Source organism: Helicobacter saguini (genome assembly GCF_000762875.2).
Lineage (GTDB): Bacteria > Campylobacterota > Campylobacteria > Campylobacterales > Helicobacteraceae > Helicobacter_A > Helicobacter_A saguini.
The window spans coordinates 22314-48573 of record NZ_JRMP02000011.1 but is presented as its reverse complement, the minus strand read 5'-3'; the positions used below and the strand labels follow the sequence as shown (position 1 = coordinate 48573).

Below are 26260 nucleotides of genomic sequence, written 5' to 3'. Positions count from 1 at the left end.
CAATAATATAAATATTTGATTTTTAGGTATTTTTTATTGCAATATTATATTTTTTTAAGTATATTTTTAAGTTTAAAACACAACTAAGATTCTAATAAATAGGGCAGATAAAGGCGTAAAATGCGGCATTTTCTAACGATAAATGATTTTAGCAAAGATGAGATTTTGGCTATGCTAAAACTTGCCATTGATATAAAGCATAAGCACGAGCGTGGAGAGCAAACGCCCTATTTAGCGGGTAAAACCTTAGCTATGATTTTTGAGAAAAGCTCCACACGAACGCGCGTTAGCTTTCAGGTTGGAATCTATCAGCTTGGTGGTTTTGGCATTTTCCTATCAAATAGCGATTTGCAGCTAGGGCGTGGCGAGATTATCCGCGATAGCTCGGCTGTGATTAGCTCGATGGTGGATATGATAATGATTCGCACGCACATGCACGAGCGGCTTTTGGAGTTTGCGAAGTATTCGAGTGTGCCTGTCATCAATGGTTTGAGTGACGCCTTTCACCCTATGCAGCTTTTGGCTGATTATCTAACAATGATTGAGAATGGAATCTATGTTGATAATAAGATTCTAAACACGCCACAAAAGTGCGTCTCACAGCCGATTGTAGCATATATCGGCGATGGGAATAATATGGCAAATTCTTGGCTTATGCTAGCTAGCAAACTTGGCTTTGAGCTGCGGTTAGCTTGTCCTAAAGCATATTCTCCTAAAAAGGAGATTCTAGATATTGCTTACAAAAATGCTGAATCTAGCGGGGCAAAAATCACTTTATGCGAAGATATTTTTGAAGTAGCAAAGGGTGCAAATGTGATTACGACTGATACGTGGGTTAGCATGGGACAAGAAGCGGAGAAAGAGCAAAGGATGAAAGATTTTAAGGATTATAAAGTAGATTCTAAAGTGATGAGCTTGGCAGAAAAGGGCGCGATTTTCTTGCATTGTCTGCCGGCATATCGCGGATTAGAAGTGAGCGAAGATGTGATAGATGGAGCGCAAAGTCGCATTATACAAGAGGCGCACAACCGCCTGCATGCGCAAAAAGGAGTAATGGTATGGCTAGATTCACAAAACAGCAAAAAAGCGACACTACAAATATAGAATCTTTTAAGCTTGATTCTATGGAATCTAAGGGCATTTTAGATTCTAAAGATTCTAATTCTAAGGCTTCTAAGGCTTCTAAGGCGGAGCGAAAAGATTCTAAATACGACCCGCAAAAACTCGCCGCTAGCCTTAATAGCGCGGATAATATCGCCTATTTGAAAGGCTTGGATAACGACACTTTTGCCCTGCGGTTTGTGCATGGGAGCTTGCAGGAAAATGAGGCGACTTTCATTAAAAGCGAGGAGGGCGATGAGTTTGTCATGCTGCCAAAGGAGGCAATAACGCATATTTTAAGCATTTTGCAAGATACTCGCGAGGAGAGCCTAAAAATTATGCTGCGATATGCAATCCGCGATTTAATGCCCTTTGATTTAGAGGATGCAATGGCAGTAGCCTTAAGCGAGTTAGAATCTCAACGGCTAGATAATGGCAACCTCCCCTTTATTGATATGAAAATCCTAGCGAAAAAAGTGCGCCTAAAACACCCGAACCTCTTTTTTGCATAAGAATTGTAATTTTGGAATCTTTTCACACTTAGATTCTAATATTTTCAAAACTTTTATAGAATCTAGCAAATGGCGAGGGCGGTGTAAAGCGTGAGTTTAGATTCTATAAATTGTGTGGCTAGACGTTTGATTTCGGCTAGATTTTCGCTGTCGCTTTCTAGAATCTGTCCGTTTTTTACATGCTTTCTATCTTGCGGTTTAAATGCCGCGAAAACATACTGCGTAAGGTAAGAAATTAACGTTTCTTTATTATTAGAATCTATTTTTAATCTAGGGGAAAACGCGATAGAATCTAAAGCGATAGAATCTAAATTAGATTCTAAAGAAGCACGATTGTTAGAATCTAAAACCCCCGATTCCAAAGAAGCCACAACACTAGATTCTAACGCACTAAACAATTCCACCAAATTATTCTCCACGCCGCTATTTTCAGCCAAAAAAGAAGCGAAAGTAGCGTCACGCTCGCACAGCTCATTATACGCCTTTGCAAAAATCTGCTCACTCTCACTCATCACAACCGCGCACGCCGCCACAGGAGACGCCACATAAAGCGAACTTAAACGCATACTTTGCTCCTTAAACAAAAACGCGTTATACGCCCTAGTTTGCGATAAAATCGCCGCATTTACATCTTGAGCCACACTTGCCATTCCTTGATGGATGAGAACCATTATCGAACTCATCGCCTGTGGAAAAGTAAGCCTTGATAGCGTAATAATCTCACGCAAACTCTTTGGCTGATACGCACTAGACGCAAGAATTTCAAGCAAATTTTCATATCTGTCACGCATTAAATCAATCACGCCGCGCGCCGTATCCGCCTTAAAATCAAACTCGCTTTTAAGCCGCGTTAGCATAAATTTGGTATTTAATAGCTTTTCGCGCGCCTCAAAAATGCTAATACGCCGCATAGCGCGCGCAAATAAATCCACCCGAAACTGCCGATTTATAAAATAATCCTTAAGCTGCTCTCTAAAAATCTTATTATCGATTGTATTTAGGAATGCCACGCCCTCTGCGGTAATGCTAAACTCCTCAAAATGTTCAATTACTTTCCCGCTGCAAAGGAAACTTAGCTTCGCTTTATCAAGCAATTTCACCATATCGCTAAAATAAAAAATCTCCCAGTCAGCGTTAAGATACTCGTGTGCGATGTAGCTTTTTTGGGAGTTTGGCAGGTTTTTCATTTGTTCTAAAAAGTCTAAGTTTTGCGGATTTAACTTAGAAAACATAGGCTCACAGGCTAACAATTTCTCAAAAAAAGTTACACAATTTGTAATTCTATCAAAAGGCGCATCGTGGGCGAACTGATTATACAATGCAAAAATGTGCCGCGCAGGCATTTTAGACGCCCAGCCGGGCAGACAATTATAGCCATTATACACAACGCCGCCTAGCTTTAAATATTTGCGAATAATTCGCAGAATTATCTCTTGATTTTCCTTATTAATCCACGAGAAAACGCCGTGCAGCACGATATAATCAAACTTTTTGAAGTCCGGGGCGTCCACTCCTATGGTGGAATCAAGGCGAGATTCTAACTCCGCGAAACTATCATCATAGATTTTAATATCAGCGCCACTTGCCCTGCCAAAAGTGCGTGCGTATAGGGCTTGAGCGGGGTTAAAGTCATTGCCTATGAATGTGGCTAAGGAACTTGCGGCATGGACATTTAGGCTTGTGCCTTTGCCAAAGCCTAGTTCTAGGTATTTGTAGGGTTTTAGGCTGCCGATTTTGTTTGGTTTTTTATTTTTAATAATAGGGTGGTGGGTGGGCGATAAGGTGTTTTCTTTAGAAGGGCGGTGGGTGGGCGAAAGGTTAGAATTTTTAGAATCTTTAATGTGAGAATCTTGCGAATTTCCTAACTTAGATTCTATATTATTCTCATTAATAGGGTGGTGGGTGGGCGTTAGGTTCGTAGAATCTTCTAAATTTCCTAACTTAGATTTTATATTATTAGAATTTTTAGAATCTTCTTGCGAGTTAGATTCTATAGAATCCCCTTTATTTTTCAAACTAGATTCTATAGAATCTTGCGAAAAATCCTTATAATGTTTCGAAATAAAATGGCGATATTTACGATGATTTGTGCCTTTAGATTCTGTGTATTCAAGGCTAGAATCACAATCAAACCCAGCAATTGTAAGATTTAAATCAATATTTAGCGGAGATAGCTCGTGCGTATAACCATCATAGACTTCCAAATCTGTATAATACCCTTGATTCCAACTATTTTGCATTTTTTATCCTTAAATTCTAAAGTGGATAAATTTTAGCTTGAATGTGTTAAGAACATTAAGAACCTAATTTGGCACCTTAATTTCAAAAAACTTCCCATGTGTTGGTGTGGCGTTACTTGCACTCATTACGCCATTATGCGCGGTAGCAATTTGCTGAGATAGGGCTAGACCTAGCCCGTGACCTTTCAGCTTTGTCGTTTTAAAGGCTTCAAAAAGGGAGTTTATATCTTCTATTTCCTTGCCATTATCATAGATTCTACACACGATAAACTCGCTATTTTCACCCCCATTTTCCGCCCTATTTTCAGCTCCGGCAATTCCCAAAATATTAGAATCTAAACTACCAGATTCCTTAAAAAAACAAATCTTAATCTCGCCCTTTTCACACTCGCCCTCTTCAATCGCGTCAATCGCATTACACAGCATATTATGCAACACAATCTCAAATAGCGAAAAATCCACCATCAAATCGCCACTATATCGCAGCTCAAAGGCAAAATCAATCTCTTTTGTATAACCATACTCGCTAATGACCTGCTCCAAACTCTCCTTAAACTGCCCTACATTGCAAAGTTGCCGTTTTGCCTGCACGCCTTTTGAAAACAAAAGAGTGCTTTTGATAATACGCTCCACACGCCAAATCGAGCTTTTCATCTCATTGACAATCTCCATAGAATCCGCATCCACACGCTTACTTAGCACACCAGCAAGTAGCGAAATCGACCCGATAGGATTGCGTATTTCGTGTGCCAAATGCGCGCTAACCTGCCCCATATTTGCTAGTCGCTCTTGACGTTTTTGCTCCGTGATATTCGTGGCTGTAATGATTTGCTTATGCGAGACCTTGCTACTTTGCACCAAATATGTATTATTGTCTATTTTCAATTCCATTTCGCCACTTTTTGTAAGCTCGCTAAAATCGATATTTTGCAAACCGCTAAGCACGGATGCCTTTTTATTTTGGTAAAAAAGACTGCCATTGTCATTAAAAACAAGCACCGCCTGTGGTATCATTTCAAGCACAGATTCAATCAAAACCTTAAAATCCTTAAACTCCTTTTCAATCTTATAACTTTGCAAAATTAGCTCGTGCAGCAAGTTCAAAAGGCTTTGCGTATCGCCACCAAGTTCAAGTGCGTTTTTAATCTCAGCAGCTTTAGCCTCATCGCCTTTATACTCTTCAAGTGTAATTGTGTTTTTACTTAGCTTTTCATCTTTGTAATGCTGCTGTTTTTTTGTGTTTTTAGAGTGAATTTTGCGTTGGATTTTTTTCATATTTTACCTTTTTTAGATTCTATAGAATCTAGTTTTAAAAATTCCTTTAAGTCTTTGTATTCTTCTTTGTTAAAATAGCGTGATTTGCCGCAAGGCAGGGCGTTTAGGTTGATAAAGCCATAGCTAACACGCTTTAAATCAAGCACATTTGCGTTAAAGTGTGCGAAAAAGCGGCGGATTTCGCGGTTTTTGCCCTCATTTAAGGTTAGCTTAAGTTTGGAAAAATTCCCATTTTTAATGATTTTATACTCCATTTTTGGAATCTCCATTTGGCTAATTTTAGTGCGTGAATGCCCGCCACGACTATCTTTCAGGCTTACTCCATTTTCTAAACCATCAAGCATTTTAGAAGTGATTTTGCAATCAATTTTCACAATATAAGTGCGCGGCAGGCTAGATTCCATAAGTTTTGAGACAACTTCCTTGCTATCACTCAACACTAAAAGCCCCTCACTTGCGTAATCAAGCCGCCCAACAGGCATAAAATGCGCGAACTTAGAATCTAAACTATCAAAAATTAAGCGGCGATTTTTAGAATCTTTTTTGCTAACAAGCTCACCCTTTGGCTTATGATAAACTATCGCTGTATAGGGCGTTTCTTTGTAGTATTTTAGCTCGGTGTTATTAATAAAGATTCTAAAATTTTTAATGGCTTGACTTTTAGATTCTATAACTTTTATATTATTTTTATTAGAAATATTAGAATCTTTAGAATCTATTTTAGAATCTCTCGCCCCAAAATCTTTTAGCCCAAAATCTTTTTTGCCACAAAAATAATATAGAATTTCAAAAGGAATTTGGCTGTGCTGCGTTGCAATTTTATGATTAATTTTTACCGCGCCCTGCAGTATTAGCCTGTCTGCTTCACGCCGACTATACTTACTAAATAGCGAAATAAATTGATTTAAGCGCATATTTTCCCTTGCAAGATTCTATATAAAGATTCTATAAAAGCTTATTTATAATACTTACTGCCGCTTTGGAGTTTTTTATTTTGGGCGCGTTCACGCGTGGTTTCTTTTGTTTTGTATTTTGGTTTGGAATCTTTTCGCATTTTAGATTCTCTAGAATCTTTAGAATCTTTGCGAGATTTAAAGCTTGGTTTTGAATCTTTTTTAGGAGTATTGCGAGAAGATTTTGGGCTAACTTTTTTGCTATCAAGTTCTAAATTTTCTAACTTTGCGTTTTCCACTTCTTCCTTGCTTAAACCTATGCGAGAATTATTCTTAAGATATACGCTTAAAAGTCGCAAGATTAGCTGTGCGTTATCAATTTTATCTTTTACGCTTTCATACAAATCGATTGCATTATCGCTAACTTTTGCATTCAAAATGTTACGAATTATAGAATCATCACTCTCACATGGAATCTCATAAAGCTCCAAAGTTGAACGCGTCTCACTTTGAATCTTTTTTAAATCCTTATACTCAAGCGGCGTAGCAAGCGTAATTGCAATGCCCTTTTTACCCGCACGTCCTGTGCGACCTATGCGATGGACATAAGATTCCGTATTTAGCGGGATGTGATAGTTAAAAACATGGCTAATATCGCTAATGTCAAGCCCACGCGCCGCGACATCGGTGGCAACCAAAATATCAGCCTTATTATCGCGAAAGGCTTTGATAGAATCTCGCCGCAAATACTGGTCCATATCGCCGTGCAGCTCGACACTCGCATAGCCCTTTTCTTGCAAAAAGGCGTTTAAATCGTGCGCCTCGCGTTTGGTGCGTGTAAAAATGATACTTTTTGTAGGGCTTTGCGTGTCAATTAGCCGTACAATCGCGTCATTTCGCTCATTCTCATTGATGATATAATATCGCTGCGAAATGTCGGTATTTGCGACTTTGTTTTGCGTGATTTTTATCCGCACAGGCTCACACAAAATCTTATCAGCTAGCTGCATAATGCGCTCTGGCAGGGTCGCGGAAAAAAGCAGGGTTTGCACATTGCTAGGGATAAAATTGAAAATCTCCTCAATGTCGTCAATAAAGCCCATATCAAGCATTTCATCGCTCTCATCTAGCACGACAACGCTTGGGGCGAAATTTTTAATGCGGCTATTTTTAAGATTGTCAAGTAGCCGACCGGGCGTGGCAATCATCACTTGCGGTTTTTTTTCATTCATTAGCTCGACTTGCTTTTTGACACTTTGCCCGCCATAAAGGCAGATGGTTTTGGTTTTCAAAAACTTGCCGAGTTTGAAAATCTCCTCACTAATTTGCATTGCTAATTCCCTTGTGGGCGTGATTACAAGGGCTTGGATTTCTTTTGTATTTTTTAGATTATTTAGGATGGGAAGGGCGAAGGCGGCGGTTTTTCCCGTGCCTGTTTGGGCTTGGGCTATCACATCTTTTCGCTCTAAAATGGGCGGAATTGCCTTTGCTTGAATGGGGCTAGGCGTGGTGAAACCAGCCTCATCAATGCCTTTTAGCACTTCTTTTTTTAATCCTAAGGTGGCAAAAGATTCTAGTTTTTGGTCTAGTGGTTCGATGTTTTTAGAATCTTGTTTATGTTTGCTTGAAGCCTTCTTATAGAAATTAGATTCTATATCATTTGTGGTCTGCGTGATACTTGTGTTAAATGATTCTGTATTTATAGAATCTTTTTTGTGCGATTTTGCTTTTTCTCGTTTATTTTTATGTCCATGTGTGGAATCTAGATTGTATTTTTTATCCATTGTTGCTCTTTTTTAAGTTTTGCGTTATTATAGCAACTTTTATTTTATAATTGTGAAATTTTGAAAGGCACGAATGGTTATTTATGGGAAATATATTTATAAGAATCCAACTAAAAGCTTAGTAGCATTTGATTATAATGAATTATGTGAAATATTTAATGTAATAGAAAAATGGAGAAAAGATTCTAAAAAATCATATAAAAACTACAATTTTGCAAAATATTTGGTAGGCTATTTAAGCTATGAAGCTGGGGTAATATTGCAAGGATATTTACATAAAGAACATTCACTTTTTAATATCGCTAAAGATTTAGAATCTAAGCTAAAAGATTCTAAAATGCCACTGGCATATTTTAGATTTTTTAACAAACGAGTAAAATTTAAATATTCTAAAATTAATAATTTTATTAATAAAAAATTAGATATTATAGATTCTTTAGATTATCAAAAATACAAAATAGGTTTTAATAAAGCAAAAGAATTTATATCACAAGGAGATACCTATCAAGTGAATTTCACACAAGAAATCACATTAGAATCTAATAAACATATTAATGATTTTATGCTATTTAATGTATTACAAGGTAAGCAAAACACAAGATTCAAAGCATTTGTGGAAAATAAATATATTAAGGTTTTATCTTTTTCCCCTGAGTTATTTTTTAAACTAAAAGGAAATAAAATAAAATTACAACCTATGAAAGGCACTGCTAATAGAGCTTCTAAAGAATCTAAAAAAGCCTTAAAAAAAGATAGTAAAAATAGAAGTGAAAATGTTATGATAGTTGATTTACTTAGAAATGATTTGAGTAAAATTGCCAAAATCAACACTTTGAAAGTTACAAAACTTTTTAAGATTCTAAGTCTCCCTAGTCTTTATCAAATGGTTTCAAATATTAAGGCAAGGCTTCGCAAAAAATGCACACTTTTAGATATTTTTAAGGCTCTTTTTCCATCAGGTTCAATTACAGGTGCTCCAAAATTAGAAACAATGAAAATTATTTATGATTTAGAAAATCGACATCGTGGTATTTATTGTGGTGCTTTGGGTGTTGTATCACGCAAAAATGCAACTTTTAGTATTCCTATTCGCACACTTTTTTGCAATAACGGCGAAAAAGTTTTTTTATATGGTGTTGGTAGCGGTATTGTGTGGGATTCTACTCTTAAGGATGAATTTAGTGAGTTAGAGTTAAAATGCAAGTTTTTAGATTCTATGTAGTATGTGGTTTTTTACGATGTTAGAATCTAGTAAGAAGTTATCAGCTCTTGTGTTTAGGCTGGAGAAAATCTCGTTTATGTCGGCTTTTGTGATGTTATAAGATTTAAAATCTGTGCTAATGTTTAGTGTTTTAAAAAGATTTATTAAAGGCTTTTGGTAAGGTTTTAGAATCTTTTGGGCGTTTTTTAGGGCTTTTATAGAATCTATATTAGAATCTAAAATTTTTGCTTTTTTAGAATCTAAAGAATCTATAAACTTTTTTGTAGCAAAGTAAGAATTAGATTCTAAATTTTGCGTAGAATCTTGAGTGTTTTGTGAGAAAAAGTGCGAATTAGATTCTAAAGATTTTATAGAATCTGGGACGTTTTGAGATGAAATGCACGAACTAGATTCTAAGTTTTGCATAGAATCTTGGCTTAGCAAACACTCCAAAAGCAAGGGCAAAGTAAAGCTACACGCAAGTCCGTGCGGCATATCAAATTTCATACTTAAAGGGTAGCTAATAGCGTGGGCTAGAGCAGTCTTTGTATTGCTAAAGGCAAGGGCGGCGTAAATACTCGCAAGGGCTATTGTTTCGCGTAAAATCTTAAGTTTATTATAAATTTTAGAATATAGATTGATTTTAGATTCTATATTTCCTAATTTTTTATAATTTAAACTCGATTTTTTAGAATCTAAACGCCCTTTTAGCGAAATAGATTCTATAGAATCTAGTAGCTTTACTAACTTTGGCAAATTTGTCAAAATCAATTTTATAGCACCACACGCATATTGCGTAGAAATGGGATTTGCGTTTTTATTCCAAATAGATTCTATACTATGAGATAGGGCGTCAAGGGCAGTGTAAATGCTTAAATTTCGTGGCATAAAAGTAAGCAGCGAAATGTCATAAATAGCACATTTACAATACAAATCATCTAAGTGCAGTGAATACTTTTTATTTTTTTTCTTATCCCAAATGGTAGCCCAAGGGGTTAGCTCACTACCGCTACCTGAAGTCGTGGGAATGGCGTAAATATCGCTTTTTTTGATACTAGATTCTATATTTTTGCAATCTTTAGAATGTGCGGAGTTTTTATTTTTAGAATCTTTAGAATCTAACTTGCCAAATTTTAGCAAATTCTCAAATTCAGCGAAACTCACTTGCAAGCAAAACGCTTTAGCGCTATCAATCACGCTCCCACCGCCAAGTGCTACAATATCGTTAAACCTGCGCGTTTGCTCCCACATTTGCAAAATAAAGTCAAGCTGTGGATTTGGCGGAATGATTAGAATCTTCTTTGCATTGATTTCTTTTCGCAAAGCTTTAGCCTTATCTAAAAAGCTATTTGTGGTTAAAATCATAGAATCTTTTTTTATTTTTTCCTTTAAAATATCTATAAAACTAACATTAAAATAGATTCTAACAGGATTAAAATATCTAAATCTCATAACTTTTTCCTTAAAAAATAATTAAATTATAACAAGTTATCGTTTAATATTTTGTAAAATTATATCCCACGTTTCTTTGTTAAAACGTTTAGAATCTAATCTAGTGTATTTTCTTGCTCCCACATTTTTGCATAGATGGCGTTACGCTCTAAAAGTTCATTATGTCTCCCATGTTCTGCTATTATGCTACCATTTTTGGTTTTTTCTAATACGATAATGTTATCACAATGACGGACACTACGAAGTTTATGTGCGATTATTATTACACTTTTTTGTTTAGTTAGTGCATTTATTGCTTGCTGCATTTGCACTTCATTTTTTATATCTAGACTTGAAGTGATTTCATCTAGCAATATTATAGGAGAATCTTTTAGCAAACTTCTAGCGATTGATAGCCGCTGTTTTTGCCCACCACTAAGATTTTTCCCACCTTCTGCTATTGAGTAATTTAGGGTATTTTTTATAGAATCTAGTGAATTAGATTCTAAAAACTCTAGTGCATTTGCCTTTTTTAGCACATCTAGCATCTCAGCTTCACTTGCATTATCTTTAGCAAAGGCTAGATTTGATTTCACATTTCCTTTAAACAAATACACTTTTTGAAATACCATTGAAAATTTCTGCATTAAACTTTCATAATCTAATGTAGCGATATTTTTTAGTCCTTTAGAATCTGCCAAACTAGATTCTATACAATCTCCTATATAAATCTCCCCACTACTTGGCTCATAAAAACGTGCTATAAGTTTTACTAATGTGCTTTTCCCACAGCCACTCTCTCCTATTATAGCAAGACTACTTTTTGCTTTAATCTCTAGGTTAATATTATTTAATACAGGCTTTTCTCCATAGCTAAAGCTCACATTTTTTAGCACAATATCATTTCCTTTTGGCACATCTTTATCACTCCCGCTTATCACAGGCGTATTAAGAAGTGCTAAGATATTCTCCCCAGCCTTTGAGAAATATCCTAGCTCAATAAAATTAATACAAAAGGTCATAAGTGGCACAAATGCCTTGCTACCAAGTAGCAAAATAGCAATATACTCAATCACATTAATTTCTCCACTAATTAGCTCATTTCGCCCTACAATTACCATAATGCCTATTCCAGCCCCCATACAAGTAATCACACTTAGTGCAAAAGGCATAAGGCTTACTTCTATCCTAATACTCTCTTTTCTTAATCTATCAAACGTTTTTTCAAGTCGCTCAAACTTGCTACCTGCCATATTATTCGCCTTAATTGTAGTAATGCCATCGATATATTCATTTATCACATTTGAGGCATTTAGTATCGCAGAGCGGTGTCGCAGGGTTAAAATGCTACTTAGTCTCCTTACACCATAAAGGATAATTAAGGCTAAAGGCACACAGGCAAAAAGGGCTAATGCCATTTTAAAATTATAAATACTAAGGGCAACAAAGACTAAAATAGCTAGTATGAGTGAAGAAAAAAGTTGGGGTAAAAGGTGCGAGTTAGCCCCTTCTAGTGCGGCAAAATCACTCATAAGGCTGTGACTAAGCCTTGAAGGGTTACTAGATTCTAAAAAGCCTAAGGGAAGCTTACGAATATGCTCTGCTAGCTCTAGTCTCTTTTTGGCTGACTGCTTATATGTGCTTTCATAATTTGCTTTATACGCCGGGATTAATGCAAGATAATAAAGTATCATATATACAAATGCACTTATACAGATTCCATACATTAATGCTGGGCTTACTTGCGTATCATTTGTAAATGTTTTTAACATCACACTTACAAAATATATGACAATGAATATCCCTAAAAAGCCTACCATATCGCCAAACACGCTAAGTGCCAAAGATTTATAGAATCTTTTCGTATCATTTAGTGTTACATTTTTTATGATTTTAAACATTGTTGCTCCTTTTTATTTTTAATTAATAGGTTAAATATTTTTATAGAATCTAGATTCTATATTTCGCTTCGCTCATTTCCTATCGCCCACCCACCGCCCTTTGAGTGGATAGAATCTATTCTTGCCACCACCACCCTTTTAGAAAACAGAATCTAGCTTTTCCTATCGCCCACTCTTTTAGTGGATGGCTTAAATCACGCTCCACTCCCTTGCTTTATGCTGCATTTGCCACATATCTTTATACATTTGACAAGATTGCAAAAGCTCACTATGACTGCCAAAGGCAATAAGTTCACCTTTATCAATTAGGGCGATTTTATCAGCATATTTCACACTTTGTAATTTATGAGTTACCATTATTATGGTTTTATCTTGCTTTGATAGTGTAGAAATTGATTTATTTATCGCATTCTCATTATGCGTATCAAGATTTGCAGTAATCTCATCTAGTAAGAATATGGGTGCATTTTTTAGCATAGCACGAGCAATATTTACCCTTTGAGTCTCACCACCGCTTAAAGAATCTTTATTTATTATAGAATCTAGCCCGATTTTTTGGACTATCTTAGCACAATTAGAATCTTTAATTGCCTTTAGCACTTCTTTTTCACTAGCATTTTTACACCCAGCCTTAATATTTTCACTCAAAGTATCTAAAAATAAAAAGCTATCTTGAAATACCAAGCTTAAAAGATTCATTAAATCCTGCGTTTTAATATCTTTAATATTTACTCCACCTATTTTAATTTCACCAGATTCTATATCAAAAAATCTTGCAAGTAGCGAAAGTATCGTGCTTTTGCCTCCGCCACTTTGCCCTAAGATTACTAAAAATTCTCCTTGTTTTAGTGTAAAATTAATATTTTTTAGAGCAAATTTTTCCGTTTTAGATTCTGTAGAATTTGCATTAGAATCTTTAGAATCTAAAGGATAAACAAAATTTACATTTTTAAAAGTAATATCATAGTTTTTTGGTATTTGTGGATTACTAGATTCTAATAAGGGCTTAATTTTAAAAATATTATCAATTCGCCTTACCCCTTCACTTATTTGCATTACTTCACTACTAAGAGTTAGAATCTTTAAAAGTGGCGCTATTAGCCCATTACTCATCATTACAAAAAATAAAATAGTTAGCACAAAGACTAAATCCTGTGTATCCTGCAAGATAAAATATGCACTTAAAGGCATAATAAAAAATATAAAGCAATTTGTTAACACATTAAATGCTGCAAAAGTTGGCATACATTTATATGTAAAGCTTAAAGTGTAGTTTTTATACGCATTTATGCTATTTGCTAGATTTGAAAAGCTAAAGGCAGATTTATTAAAAAGCTTTATAGCACTCATACCATCGACATACTCGATACTTCTAGCATTTATTCTCTCTTGCATTCCATAAAATCGCTCAATTTCTTCTTTCATACTCCCCTTTTTATAAATGCTAAATTGCACTCTCAAGGCAATAATATACACTGCAATGCAAACTAGCCCTAGCCAAACATTAGCCCACAAAAATACGCCAAATATGCTTAAAGCACCGATTAAAGTCATTAAAAACTCTGGAATCTTATGTGCGATAAAATTTTCAATCTTTTCAACATTTTCTTGCACATTTTTATGAATCTCGCCCTTTGTTGTCGCAGTAAAATAGCCTAGCGGTAAAGTGGCTAGGTGAGCTAAGATTCTAAGGCGAATGTTATATAAGATTCTATATGCGGCAAAATGGCTTAAAGTAAAGCTAACTCCTGTGCAAACCATAGATGCAAATACGCTAACAATGGCTATTAAACCACAATAAAGCACATAAGCATTATCTATAGAATCTAGTGGATATAAGATAAATTCACACGCTATTAAATAACTAGCAAAATAAGGCACAAACTGCAAAATGGCAGAAAGTGCTGAAAAGATTCCAGAAAACACAAGCATAAAGCTTTTTTGACTACTTAGCTCTAAAAGCCTTGCTATACCCTTTTTTTTAGAATCTAAAATAATAGAATCTAGTTTGGTATTTATAGAATCTAAATCATTTTTCATTTTTAACTCCTTTAATTGATATAAGTCCAAGTAGTGCGAATATTGCACTTAATATAAAAATATAAAAATACGCCTTAGATAAATTATTATCTATTCCTTTGTGAGTAAAAATTAGTGATATTGAGCTAAGATTTATAGAATCTAAAGATTTAATATCATTAATATTTGCTACAAATATCCCTACAATTTGACTAGCTATAATCCCAGCGATGATAAATCCAGCATTTTCACTCATTCGCAAAAAGCTAAAATCTACACCACTTTGAGACGAATCTTCACACCATCGCATCCCCAAAGTGTAGCAAAATATAAACTGCGCTCCAAAGCAAAGGGACGCCAAAAATAGCGTAATAATAATATACAAATGTGACTGCCAAAGCACCATATTTAAAGCCATAAAAGTAAAAAGCAAAACTTCAAAAATTAGCGTAATTTTTAACGCATTATAAAAGCCACAGAATCTAATAAAGCTATACATTAATGGCGAGGCAATAACAAGAGCTAGTGAGCTTAAAATACCACTTAAGATTCCAACCACACTTACCTCAAAGCCTAAGTATATAAGTAGCGTAGAACTCATAGAATTATTTAATACTAAAGGAAAAATAAGCAATATTAGACTTAAGATATTTTTCCAGCTTTTCTTTGATTTTAATGTGTTTAGAATCTTTTGAGGTATAAACTTTATAGAATCTACATAATGTAGTCTAAATAAAGGCAGACACGATATTAGAATGCTAAAACCTAAAAAAATATTGCAGATTCTAAAGCCAAATTTATCATATATTATAAGACTTAAAATAATGCCTATAGCACCACCTAGCCCACTTGCAAGTAGCATTATGGTATTTAGCGTTATTTTTTGATTTCTATTGCTTTGCTCAATTCCTACGCCATTTAGACATACTATACTACAAGAGCAAAGGATATTCATAATCACAAAGATACCAAGTATGATATAAAAATCATTAATTAAATCTAAAAATGCAATTAAAAAATACAAAAGACCTAAGGCTAGATTACAACCACACATTAGAATCTTTAGTGCGGATTTTTTACGTTTGCGAAAAGATTCTATAAAGCCAGAGTAAAAAAAACTAAGCATAAATGGTAGCATACTCATAAAAACTAATCCGCTATACTGCGGCGATAAACCTTCCTTTGCAATCATAGCTGGCAAGGCAGTATAAAGCATAAATGTGAATATGCTAACGATTAGATATACACAAAAACTTAAGATATAAAGTTGCTTAATATTCATTTCATCTCTCCTTTTAATTATCAAATAGGGTGGCGGACGGGCGATAGGATAAAAATATAGAATCTAAACTTTTAAATATTTTTATCTATTTCCACTTAAACCACATATTTTTATAGAATCTAGATTCTATAATTTAAAAAAATAGGGTGGTGGGTGGGCGATAGGATATTTTATAAATATCTTTTATTTAGCCTAACCACCACTTAAAAAATATTTTTACAGAATCTAGATTCTATAAATATTTTTCATCCTTAAAGGGTGGCAGGGTGGGAATAGATAAAAATATTTAAAAATCAATTTTAGATTCTGTAATACTGATAGATAGAATCTAGATTCTGTTTTTCTTAAACCTATCGCCCACCCACCGCCCTTTGAGTGGATAGAATCTATTCTTGCCACCCACCACCCTATCAGTTACATCGAATAGCTAATATTCACTCCTATATTCCATGGATTTGCTGGGATATAATACGCAGGTCCCCCAAGTGAGCGTGCATATATCGCATGGCGTGAATTTGTGCTATTTTGACTAAAGATTTTTACTACAATATTTTTATACGCATATCGCATATTTAAATCTAATAGAATATAAGCCTTCTCTTTTAAATCATCACTAGCATTAGACCTATCATAATCATAGTGATATTGTTCTGTATAAAATCTTGCATTACCACCGATATAGAATCTATGATTTTTCACATTCCACACATTATAATCTACATTTGCCACAAGGCTTAAAAGTGGAGAATATTTTAGATTTTGCCCTCTTACATCATAGTTTCCTAACTGCCCTGCAATTACTACTTGTCCTACATTTTTCGCACCATTTAGATATTTTGCCACGCCGATATTTATACCAAGACTTGCTTGTAATCTATCATCATAATATCCTATGTCAAAATCTACTCCACTACTAAAAGCATCGCCCACATTTACAATACTTTGATTTAGTGCAGTCCCTGCATAAGTTTGTCTATCCTGTATATACATATAGTATGCCGCTACATTCGCCCTAAGTCTAGAATCTAAGAAGTTTAAATGGCTTCCTAGCTCTGCACTATACACTTGCTCTATATTATAAGGCTCTTCATCCTTATCAGCATAAGGGAATTTAGCAAAGCCCCCAGCTTTTGTGCTTTGTGTCCCTGCGATATAAAGCTTAATTATTTCATTTAGCTTGTATCCTATACTTATTCTAGGATTAAAAATATTCCAGCCCTTAGAATTACTAAAAGGCTCAGTTATCCCAGCTCCAGGGCTAAGTGGTGAATCTACTTTCGCGTGATAATACTGATAGCGCGCCCCAAGTCCTAAGTCAAAATGCTCTCCTAAAGGAATGCTAGTATCTCCAAAGATTGCTATGGTATTTACATACTCTTTTGTATTCCAATTTGCCCTAAAGCCAAAGGCAGTAAAATCATTAGGCAAATTTGCTATATAGCCTCTCATACCATTATCAACTAATAGATATTTATAATACAGCCCTATGCTAGATTTTATACCATTATCATATTCGCTATCAAGTCGCAGTTCTTCTAAAAACTGCGTAGTATTGTAGAAATATCCGCTGTCACTTTTTCCATCTGTTTGCACGATAGGATAAGGATTAGCTAAGCTCCCTGCGTAGTTAAAGGCTGAAATGGAGCTAAGGATATGAGAATCTAGGCTATATTCTAGCTTTAAACTAGCAGAATGAGCGTTTATCTTTTGGAATGGATTGTAGCTATATACGGCGTTTTGATTACCTAAGGTTGAATTATTTGGGGTGCAAGATGTAGGGTCGCTAGGGTCCGTGCAATCGCCCATCATATTATCCACACTTGGCGCACCTACATTAATTTTATAGCCATTTTCATATTGCGTCTTTGTTAGATAAAATGTTTTTTTATTCTCAGGTATAACATTAAAGTTATAACTTAAAGTCGCTAATAGATTACTAAAAGGCTGATAATACACACTTACGCCACCTAAAATGCTTTGAGCCGTATTTAGATTCTTACTTCCTTGCGTTATAAAGCCATTTTCATAAATATATCTTAGATTTGCCTTTATCCATAATGTATCTTTTATCAAATTATGACCGATATATGCGTTTATATCTTCATATAGCCTTGAGCCTGTAAGTGAGATATTTGCATAATTTCCTTTTAAAGGATTTTTAGTGCGAATTATTATTAGTCCAGCTTGTGAATTTTCGCCATACAACGTTCCTTGTGGTCCTCTTAACAACTCGACTTGCTCCACATCGCCTAGTGCTTGTATAATAAAGTTTGGAGCTTGAGGCACACCATCTACATAAAGATTTAGCGTAGTAGAGTAAAAATCAGGACTAGAAATCCCACGCAAACTAGCCATAGGAAAGGCAATACCACCATTATTTAGAATCTGCAATCCTGCAAAGAGACTCCCTAGCTCATCGCTATTTTTAATCTCTGCGTTTTTTATTTCTTTTTCAGTTGCTACTTGCACACTTGAGTTTATGGAGCTTAGCAATGCTTCATATTTATTTGCAGTGGTTACTACGCCTTGTATTTTTAGGGTGTTAGAATCTGCTTTATCACTAGGGCGATTAGCGGTGTTTTGGTTTTTAGATTCTATAGAATCTATATTATTAGTAGGGCGGTGAGCGGCGTTTAGGCTGGTAGAATCCGCATCCGCCATATTAAGTGATAGCAACATATTTTGGTTTTTAGATTCTATAGAATCTTTTTTCTCAGTAGGGTGGTGGGTGGGCGATAGGTTGGCAAAATCCGTGTTATCTGTCATGTTGAGTGATGGCAACATATTTTGCTTTTTAGATTCTATAGAATCTTTTTTATCTATTCCCGCCCGACCACCCCTTAAGGAGTTAGATTCTATAGAATCTTTAGAATCCGCCGCATTCAAAAGTGCGTTTAAAGATATAGCCACAAAAGCCATAATTGATATATACTTTTTCATAAGTTTTCCTTTTAACATTTTAAAACTCGCATTTTATTTCGCCAACATTTTTATTTCTACCCCAAAATCACAAAATAACTCAAAATCACAAAAATAAAATTCATTCTTAACATTTTTAGCATTATAATTTTTCACAAAAAGAATGTATTTTTGGAGTATCAAATGGCATATTTAAATTTTATAAAGGCAAATAAATCTTGGGAAGTAAGCGAATTTACAAATGATAAAAACCCAGAATTTACCGACTTAAAAGTTTGCTCTAAAAATTTTAATATAGATTCTAAAGGGATATATTTATTTGATGGAGTGTATCTTAATATAGGTAATTTTAATGGGAATTTTAAAGATTTTAGTAACACAAGCAATGATATGCACTTGCATTTTGGAATCTGTCTTAATGGCGAGTATAAAGGCTTTTTTGATAAAAATAAAGAGTTTAATTTAGCTAAAAATAGTATCTGGTGTTGCAATTCAGCTCAAAAATACACCGCTACAAATATTAACTGCCAAGCAATAGAATTTCATATCGATATAAATTATGCTATAAAGCCTTTGCAAAGCTTATTAAAATCGCTCAAACTAGCAAGATTACACGATAGATTTAACACCCCAAAAGTGATATTAAACGTCCCAAAGCTAAAGCGTATATTTTCACAAGTAAATATTCGTGCAAATAGCGATTTTCTTAGGATACAGACTTTAAATTTATTATTATTTTTGCAAGAATATATAGAATCTCCACTAGATTATCTGCAAAATGTAGTAGCATTTTTAGAGAGAAACTGCCAAGATGATATTACTTTAAATGCTTTAAGTGAAGAGTTTGGCGTGAGTGTAAGTAAGCTAAATGGCGACTTTAAGGCACGATATGGTAGTAGCATTTATCAATTTATCAAATATCTTAGGATAAAAAAGGCAACTAGTTTGCTAAAAACAACGCACAAAAGCATTTCTCAAATCGCAAATGAAGTAGGCTACATAAACATTTCTGCTTTTTGCAAAAACTTCAAAGACTTCCACTCCTGCACTCCAAAGCAGTATCAAAGGTATTGCAATATTTAGATTCTAAGTTTTTATAAACTTATTTAAACGAGTGGCGACTTGCTTAGGTGTGATTTTTGGGCGACCTAGATTTTCTTTACTACCTTTTGTTATTTTTAGATATATAAAAAATGCACCTTTATTAATAGAGTGGTTGGTGGGGCTTTTAGACTTTTTATTGTCATTGCGAGATTTAAATTCGCTAGAATTTAAATCGTGGCAATCTACATTCTTAGAATCTTTTTTGCTAATTTTATGGATTGCTTCGCTTTCTCTCGCAATGACTATGCTTTTAGATTCCATAAACATTTGCAAATAAGATTCAAACTCACTTAAATTTTTCGCCACAAAAATGTGTTGATACCCACACGCCTTAGCAATTAAAGCAAAATCAATAAAGGGCGAGAGATTATCCTGTCCGCCGGTGCTATCATGGCTTTCATTATCTAGTAAAATATGGCAAAAGTTATTGCGTTTTTGCGTGTAATACGCATTTGCCGCCATACTACCTAAACGCATAAGGAGGGCTGAATCGCCATCGATTGCTATAACTTTTTTATTCGTGCCTAAAGAGATTCCAAGTCCTAAGGGCGACACACAGCCCATCGAGCCTACCATATAAAGCTGATTTGCCTTATCGCCTAACTCATAAAGCTCTCTGCCACACTTGCCTGTGGTAGCAAGGAGTATAGAATCTTTAGCGATTTTTTGGATAGATTCTAAGGCGTTTAGACGCGTTATTTGTGCGGGTTTAGTATTTTTAGATTCTATAATATTAGATTCTATGTTGCTAGATTCTAAGCTTTTAGATTCTAAGCCAACCTTGCTAAAAGTGCCTTGCCGCACGATAAAAAAGAAACTCTCCCTTCTTTTTAGAATCTTTTTTGCGTGTTGTAGTTGCATTAATGCCACATCCATATTTTCGCTTAAAATCTCATATTTGATTTTGCAAGTTTTTAGCAATTTATCTGTGATAATGCCTAGCAACTCGTGCTGGGGCTCATCTGTATTAATGTTATTAGAATCTCGCTCCCCACGCAAAGATACGAAGCCCAAAATGGGGATTTTAAAGGTGTAATTAAGGCTTGTTAAGGGGCTTAAAGCGTTACTCAAACCGCTATTTTGCATAAGAGTTACACCGAAAAAATCGGCGTCTTTTCGGTAATTTTCAGGGGGATTTGTTTGTTTAGAATCTTGTGTAGAAATTCTAGTATCGTGCGTAAGATTTGCGGGTTGCGTAGATTTTTCTGCGGAGACTAGCCTATCAGTGCTGTCGCACAAAGAAAAATCAAGCTCCCGCAAAGATTGCGTACGAGACGAATTTTCACCCATTCCACAAAGAGACACACCCGAAGCAATCGCTACCGCATCACCCTCATTATTTGCCATAATAAACTTTCCACTATTTATACTACAATTAATTAAAGGGCTAAGATAGCTACAAGGCACGCCGCTAATATACTCACAGCCTAGATTAAACATTTCATTTACAAACTTTTTTGTATCAAGCATTTTTGTCCTTTAATATAGAATCTAAGTTTTCAAAATCGCAATGCTTAAATTATCACCGATAGGAAATTTGTGAAAAGTAGGCAATTTAGATTCTATAAAAAATTCATCTACTGCCTTTTTCACGCCCACATAGCCATTTGAAAAATACTCATGCACTAAAATTATGCCACCTTTACACATTCGCGGATAGAAAAACTTTAGTCCAGCCAAAATCGGCTCATACAAATCGCAATCTAGATTCACAAAGCAAAATTTCTCTTTAGAATCTAAATCGCTAGCACTACTAGGAAACCAGCCCTTTTTTATAACACAATTTTGCGGAAAGGGCATCTTGCCTAAAACCAGCTCCACGCTTGTATTTGCAAAATGTTTCACGCCCAAATTCGCCCTCATAACGCCATCTCTGCTAGATTGCATATCATTCACACTAAAGCCCTCAAATGTGTCAAAAAGATAGAATCTATTCTCCTTAAAACTCTCATTTATCACACGTGCAAAATCGCCACGATACACGCCCACTTCGGCTACGGCGTAATCTTTTTTAATAGTGCGGTGGGTGGGCGTTTGGCTTTTAGATTCCATAGAATCTTTTTCATTAGTAGGGTGGTGGGTGGGCGATAGGATTTTAGATTCTATAGAATCTGTTTTATTGTCTAAAACTTCGCTCTTATTTAGCACGTCCATTGTAGATTCTATAGAATCTGTTTTTTCTTGGGCGGTCGTTTGGCTTTTAGATTCCATAGAATCTGTTTTTTCTTGGGTGGGCGTTTGGCTAGATTTTATAAAATCTTTATTATGGTGGTGGGATTTTTGGTGTTTAGATTCTATAGAATCTTTCCCATCAAAAGGGTGGTGGGTGGGCGATAGGATATTAGATTCTATAGAATCTGTTTTATTGTCTAAAACTTCGCTCTTATTTAATGCGTCCATTGTAGATTCTATAGAATCTGTTTTTTCGCTCACTTGAGATTCTATAAATTCCTTTGCAAAATCACGCACAAAGTTTTCACGCGCCTTAACGCTTACCTCGATGTAGCTTGTATCGATTTTTTCACGTTTTATACCCATTTGAATTAGTTGCTTTGATATTTCATAAAGCCCGGTAAAAGTCCCAACGATGATTCTATCAAAATCTAGATTCTGTAACATGTTACTATTATACACAATTACCCCCCCCCCCCCCGTATATTATGTGTATTATTAGAATCTATTTTACTAAAAGGGCGGTGGGTGGTCGTTTGGCTAGATTCTATAGCTATACTAGAATCTCCATCCACTTTATTAAACGATAGCGAAATATCCAAGCCATTGTTTATAGAATCTATTTTATCTTTCATATTGAATGTGGGCGAAATATGCGTTTTTTTATTAGATTCTATAGAATCTAATGACCTATCGCCCTCTTGCCGCCCTTTTGAAAACTTAGATTCTATAGAATCTATTTTATCTATTCCCACCCTACCAGCTCTTAAGGAGTTAGATTCTATAGAATCTATTTGTATAAAACTCCCTTCTTTATTCTTATCATTATCAATAAATGCGACAATTTCAATCTTAGAATCTAGAGCAATCTGCGAAGCAATAAGCCTCCCACAATTCCCCGCCCCAAAAATCACCACCTTTTCTTTCTTAAAACCATCTTTTAACCCTTGCATAACCTTTCTCCATATAAATTTCACCATATTTTTACTAAAAATTATATGAATTTTAGCATATATTTAATTGTAACATAAAATAAAACACTCGATAGTTTTACTTTTAAAACATCTATTCAATAAAATTTTTAATAAAATTATATTTTTTATTTGTTTTTTTGTAATTTTATACTAAAATGTAGAATCTTTACATAAATTTTACAAAGGAAATAAACAAATGGAAAATATTAACCAAAAAGTAGCGAGTAAAAAATATATGGGCATAGGGCTAAAGCTTATGCTTGTGCTAAGTGCGATTGTGCTTATTTGTATGTGCCTTATGGCGTATATTATTGTTAAGAGAAGTTCAATAGTCCAGCTAGAGCAAAGCAAAAAGCTATTGCAAAATGTGGCAAATGCAAATGCAAACCGCGTAAATGGCTTTTTTAACGAAGTCTATGTCGCTTTGAAAGTCGATAAAGGCGATATTGAGGAGCTATTACACGAAAATGCTAGTGAGAGTATGATAGAAAAAAATCTAATGACATTAGCTGATGGTAGTCGCTGGGCAAATTATGCCTTTTTGTATATCAAAGGTGAGAGTGCGAGTTTCACTAATCCAAAGTATAAAGTCCCAAATAATAGCGATTATTTGATACTTGCCATTGATACCGAGCCTGATAGCAATGGTGGCACGCAGATTTTACAAGCTAGTCCTGATATTGCTAATTTGCCATATTTGCAAGAGAGCCTTAAAAGTGGTCAAATGACTATCGGTTCGCCTATTAGAATCAACTTGCAAGGGCATGAGTTTGTCGGTGTGAGTGTGAATATGCCTATATTTGATTCTAATAATCGTATTATGGGCGTTTTAGGTATGTTTGTAAATATTACGCGGATGAAGCAGGCTGTGCTAAGTAGCAACCTTGACTTTGAATCTAGCTATCAATTCCTAATCACAGATAGGGGCATAATGGGCGTGCATAAAAATGAAGACCTAATCACAAAGCCATATATGCAAATAAATCCTACATTAAAAGAAATGGTAGATATTATCGCGGCTAATAAAAGTGGCGTGTTTAACTACACAAATATTAGCGGTGTGGAGGGCTTTGCATCTGTTTCTAGCTTTGAAGTTGGTCGCAATAGTAACGCACACTGGGGCGTGGTGGTCTTTTCGCCGACAGATTCAGTATTAGAATCTGTTAGCATTTTGCGAAATATTATAATCGGGGCTGTGTTTATTTCAATGATATTTATTTTAGTTGGCGCGGCGGTGTATGTGCGAATGCGTGTTACTACAAGGGTGCATAATATCTCAAGGCATTTGGGCGAATTTTTTGGCTTTTTACGCCATGAGAGTAGCACGCCACCTACTATAAAGATAAAGGCAAATGATGAAATCGGTCACATGGGTTTAATGATAAATGCAAATGTGGAAGATATACAAAAATCTTTGGGAAAAGATTCTATGATGATGCACGCTACACTTGATATGGCTAAGGCTATAGAATCTGGGAATCTTACTTTGCGTATCGCTCCTATCCCTGCTAATCCACAGCTACTAGAATTGCGTGGTGTGCTAAATAATATGCTTGATATTTTGGAGAAAAATATCGGGAGTGATATTAATACGATTTTAAAGGCGTTTGAGAATTATTCATCTTTGAGATTCAATGAACGTATAGAATCTGCGCGTGGCAAGGTAGAGCTAAGTGCAAATGAGCTAGGGAGTGAAATATGTAAAATGCTTAATACTTCGCTTGGCTTTGCTAAGAATCTAGATTCTAAAAGTAAAGAGTTGGAAAGCTCAGTTGAGACTTTGCGAGATTCAGCAAATACACAGGCTAGTAACCTAGAGCAAACCGCTAGTAGCATAGAGCAAATAACATCAAGTATGCAAAATGTAAGCGATAAAACTAGCGAAGTAATAGGGCAGAGCGAAGATATAAAAAATATCATAGGAATTATACGAGATATTGCGGAGCAAACAAACCTTTTGGCGTTAAATGCAGCAATAGAAGCCGCAAGGGCTGGAGAGCATGGTCGCGGCTTTGCCGTTGTAGCCGATGAGGTTCGCAAACTCGCCGAAAAAACGCAAAAAAGCTTGGGTGAAATCGAGGCAAATGTAAATATTTTGGTGCAATCAATAAATGATATGGGCGAATCTATTAAAGAACAAGCCACAGGCATAGGACAGATAAATGAATCAATCGCAAAATTAGAATCTATCACACAGCAAAATGTGGATATAGCCAACCACGCAAGAGACATAAGCACCGCAGTAGATTCTGTGGCTAATGAAATCCTAGCGGATGTGGAGAGAAAAAGTTTTAAGTAAGAATCTAAAATATACAATATTAATTGAACATTACATATTATTTAAGTATTCCAAATATTTTGTTATCTTGTCTTTTACATATTTTTGTAAATGACTTGGGCTTAAAACTTTTATATGTGGTAGATAGTAGAAAATTATTGGGGTTATTTCCATTTCATGTGTGATTTTTATTTGGATTTCTAAATCACCATTTGTATATCGACTTTTTATAATCTGCGTAGGTAATGGTTTTCTTAAAAAATATTTTACTATGATTTTATCGATTAAAAGATTAACATTAATAGGCTCTTGTAATTGAAACCAAACATTATGTGCGTTTTTTAGCTGTTTTTGTAATTTATTTGATAGCTCAAATGTTTCATTAAGTAAAGCAATATTATTAATATCTTTTATATAAAATTTTTTAAAAACTTCACGCGTTATATTAGAATCTTTTTTAGATTCTATATCAAAAGCCAAAAGATACCAAAAGCCATCAAAAAATGCGAGTTTTAAAGGTTTTACGCAAAACTTTTTCACACTTTTAGACTTTCTTTTTTGGGAATCTAACACAAAATCTACTCCATCATTAGAAACTTTTGTATAAGAAAAGCTAATTTTTATTTTTTTGTTAATTGCAGATTCTAAAATTTTGAATATTTTAATATCATCATTGCTTAACTTTTCACTATTTAGATGTGCATAAATTGGACTATTTATTTGTGCTTGAAATTGCCTAAAAAATTGTTGCACTTTGTTATGAAATTCATCACCAACTCCCTTTGCCATTTCATCCAAGATTCTAATAATAAGCTCTTCATCATTTTTAGAATCCATGCTATCTTTTAAATACCAAGTGTTACCTTTACGCTCCACAAATTCATTTAGGCACTCATGCAAATCACGTGAAATTGTTTTACTACTTACATCTAAGATTTTACTTAAAGATTTGATACTTAAGCCACTATTTGCTTTTTTGGCTAAATCTAGATTTGTTATTATGTCTGCGTGACGTCTCGCCTTGCTATTAACTAAGATGGCTTTGTACATTTAATTTATTCCTAGTTTTTATGTTTAGAGTTTATTTTTAGTATCTAGATTCTGTATATTGTAACTTTTTGTTTTCACAGGTACTTAATAATGACATTTGTATCCTAAGATTGTATAGAATCTA

The 26260-nt window shown here is 34.8% G+C and carries 19 protein-coding genes and 1 pseudogene; 6 read left to right on the top strand and 14 right to left on the bottom strand.

What is annotated here, in order from left to right; genetic code table 11:
• Nucleotides 1-120 precede the first annotated feature (120 nt).
• Together argF and LS64_RS07630 are read left to right on the top strand one after the other, a co-directional pair.
• Nucleotides 121-1104: an ornithine carbamoyltransferase gene (gene argF, locus LS64_RS07635; protein ID WP_118949119.1), complete on the top strand. Its 984-nt coding sequence runs from the start codon at nucleotides 121-123 to the stop codon at nucleotides 1102-1104.
• Nucleotides 1059-1613: a DUF2603 domain-containing protein gene (locus tag LS64_RS07630; RefSeq protein WP_237416224.1), complete on the top strand. Its 555-nt coding sequence runs from the start codon at nucleotides 1059-1061 to the stop codon at nucleotides 1611-1613. Before argF ends, LS64_RS07630 begins: the two co-directional genes overlap by 46 nt.
• 62 nt (nucleotides 1614-1675) lie before the next feature.
• Here LS64_RS07630 and LS64_RS07625 read toward each other — a convergent pair whose 3' ends face one another.
• From LS64_RS07625 to LS64_RS07610, 4 genes are all read right to left on the bottom strand, one after another.
• Nucleotides 1676-3853 (bottom strand): methyltransferase regulatory domain-containing protein, encoded by a 2178-nt coding sequence (locus LS64_RS07625; RefSeq protein ID WP_034573984.1) that lies wholly within the window; start codon nucleotides 3851-3853, stop codon nucleotides 1676-1678.
• Between the two features lie 63 nt (nucleotides 3854-3916).
• The gene (locus LS64_RS07620) at nucleotides 3917-5128 is read right to left on the bottom strand and encodes a sensor histidine kinase (RefSeq protein ID WP_034573986.1); all 1212 of its coding nucleotides are present in this window, start codon (nucleotides 5126-5128) and stop codon (nucleotides 3917-3919) included.
• Nucleotides 5125-6042, bottom strand: coding sequence for a pseudouridine synthase (locus LS64_RS07615; RefSeq protein ID WP_034573988.1), 918 nt, complete (start codon nucleotides 6040-6042; stop codon nucleotides 5125-5127). The genes LS64_RS07620 and LS64_RS07615 overlap by 4 nt, the downstream gene beginning before the upstream one ends.
• 41 nt (nucleotides 6043-6083) lie before the next feature.
• A complete protein-coding gene (locus tag LS64_RS07610) occupies nucleotides 6084-7805 on the bottom strand; it encodes a DEAD/DEAH box helicase (RefSeq protein ID WP_081948410.1) in 1722 nt (573 codons plus the stop codon).
• A gap of 73 nt (nucleotides 7806-7878) precedes the next feature.
• Between LS64_RS07610 and LS64_RS07605 the strand changes: the two genes are divergently transcribed.
• Entirely contained in the window at nucleotides 7879-9027 is a 1149-nt protein-coding gene (locus LS64_RS07605; protein WP_052062743.1) for a chorismate-binding protein, read from the top strand.
• On the opposite strand, the gene LS64_RS07600 is transcribed toward LS64_RS07605, so the two are convergent.
• The 6 genes from LS64_RS07600 to LS64_RS07580 form a co-directional block, all read right to left on the bottom strand.
• Nucleotides 9013-10458, bottom strand: coding sequence for an iron-containing alcohol dehydrogenase (locus tag LS64_RS07600; protein ID WP_052062744.1), 1446 nt, complete (start codon nucleotides 10456-10458; stop codon nucleotides 9013-9015). The genes LS64_RS07605 and LS64_RS07600 overlap by 15 nt on opposite strands.
• 95 nt (nucleotides 10459-10553) lie before the next feature.
• Entirely contained in the window at nucleotides 10554-12338 is a 1785-nt protein-coding gene (locus tag LS64_RS07595; protein ID WP_052062745.1) for an ABC transporter ATP-binding protein, read from the bottom strand.
• Nucleotides 12339-12527: 189 nt separating this feature from the next.
• Nucleotides 12528-14378 carry an ABC transporter ATP-binding protein gene (locus LS64_RS07590; RefSeq protein WP_034573990.1) on the bottom strand — a complete coding sequence of 617 codons (1851 nt, stop codon included), beginning with the start codon at nucleotides 14376-14378 and terminating at the stop codon, nucleotides 12528-12530.
• Nucleotides 14368-15639: an MFS transporter gene (locus tag LS64_RS07585; protein WP_034573992.1), complete on the bottom strand. Its 1272-nt coding sequence runs from the start codon at nucleotides 15637-15639 to the stop codon at nucleotides 14368-14370. Before LS64_RS07585 ends, LS64_RS07590 begins: the two co-directional genes overlap by 11 nt.
• Before the next feature lie 225 nt (nucleotides 15640-15864).
• A complete protein-coding gene (locus tag LS64_RS12440) occupies nucleotides 15865-16038 on the bottom strand; it encodes a hypothetical protein (protein ID WP_160659285.1) in 174 nt (57 codons plus the stop codon).
• Nucleotides 16039-16053: 15 nt separating this feature from the next.
• The gene (locus LS64_RS07580; protein ID WP_160659286.1) at nucleotides 16054-18579 is read right to left on the bottom strand and encodes a TonB-dependent receptor; all 2526 of its coding nucleotides are present in this window, start codon (nucleotides 18577-18579) and stop codon (nucleotides 16054-16056) included.
• Between the two features lie 162 nt (nucleotides 18580-18741).
• On the opposite strand from LS64_RS07580, the gene LS64_RS07575 reads away from it, so the two are divergent.
• Nucleotides 18742-19641: a helix-turn-helix domain-containing protein gene (locus LS64_RS07575; protein WP_034569557.1), complete on the top strand. Its 900-nt coding sequence runs from the start codon at nucleotides 18742-18744 to the stop codon at nucleotides 19639-19641.
• A 3-nt stretch (nucleotides 19642-19644) separates the two neighbouring features.
• Here LS64_RS07575 and LS64_RS07570 read toward each other — a convergent pair whose 3' ends face one another.
• Genes LS64_RS07570 through LS64_RS07560 form a run of 3 tightly spaced genes read right to left on the bottom strand, consistent with a single transcriptional unit; the run spans nucleotide 19645 to nucleotide 22787 of the window.
• Nucleotides 19645-21132: a thiamine pyrophosphate-dependent enzyme gene (locus tag LS64_RS07570; protein WP_034569561.1), complete on the bottom strand. Its 1488-nt coding sequence runs from the start codon at nucleotides 21130-21132 to the stop codon at nucleotides 19645-19647.
• 21 nt (nucleotides 21133-21153) lie between these two features.
• The gene (locus tag LS64_RS13270; protein ID WP_238699477.1) at nucleotides 21154-22296 is read right to left on the bottom strand and encodes a class I SAM-dependent methyltransferase; all 1143 of its coding nucleotides are present in this window, start codon (nucleotides 22294-22296) and stop codon (nucleotides 21154-21156) included.
• A 2-nt stretch (nucleotides 22297-22298) separates the two neighbouring features.
• Nucleotides 22299-22787 carry a nucleoside-diphosphate sugar epimerase/dehydratase gene (locus LS64_RS07560; protein ID WP_118949122.1) on the bottom strand — a complete coding sequence of 163 codons (489 nt, stop codon included), beginning with the start codon at nucleotides 22785-22787 and terminating at the stop codon, nucleotides 22299-22301.
• A gap of 217 nt (nucleotides 22788-23004) precedes the next feature.
• On the opposite strand from LS64_RS07560, the pseudogene LS64_RS13980 reads away from it, so the two are divergent.
• Nucleotides 23005-23658: pseudogene (locus tag LS64_RS13980) on the top strand (PDC sensor domain-containing protein); the annotation flags it as partial.
• On the top strand, nucleotides 23644-25107 hold the full coding sequence (locus tag LS64_RS13645) for a methyl-accepting chemotaxis protein (protein ID WP_420889403.1): 1464 nt from the start codon (nucleotides 23644-23646) through the stop codon (nucleotides 25105-25107). The pseudogene LS64_RS13980 and the gene LS64_RS13645, both read left to right, overlap by 15 nt.
• A 30-nt stretch (nucleotides 25108-25137) precedes the next feature.
• Here the strand turns inward: LS64_RS13645 and LS64_RS07550 are convergent, their stop codons facing one another.
• A complete protein-coding gene (locus tag LS64_RS07550) occupies nucleotides 25138-26136 on the bottom strand; it encodes a WYL domain-containing protein (protein ID WP_034572197.1) in 999 nt (332 codons plus the stop codon).
• Nucleotides 26137-26260 lie beyond the last annotated feature (124 nt).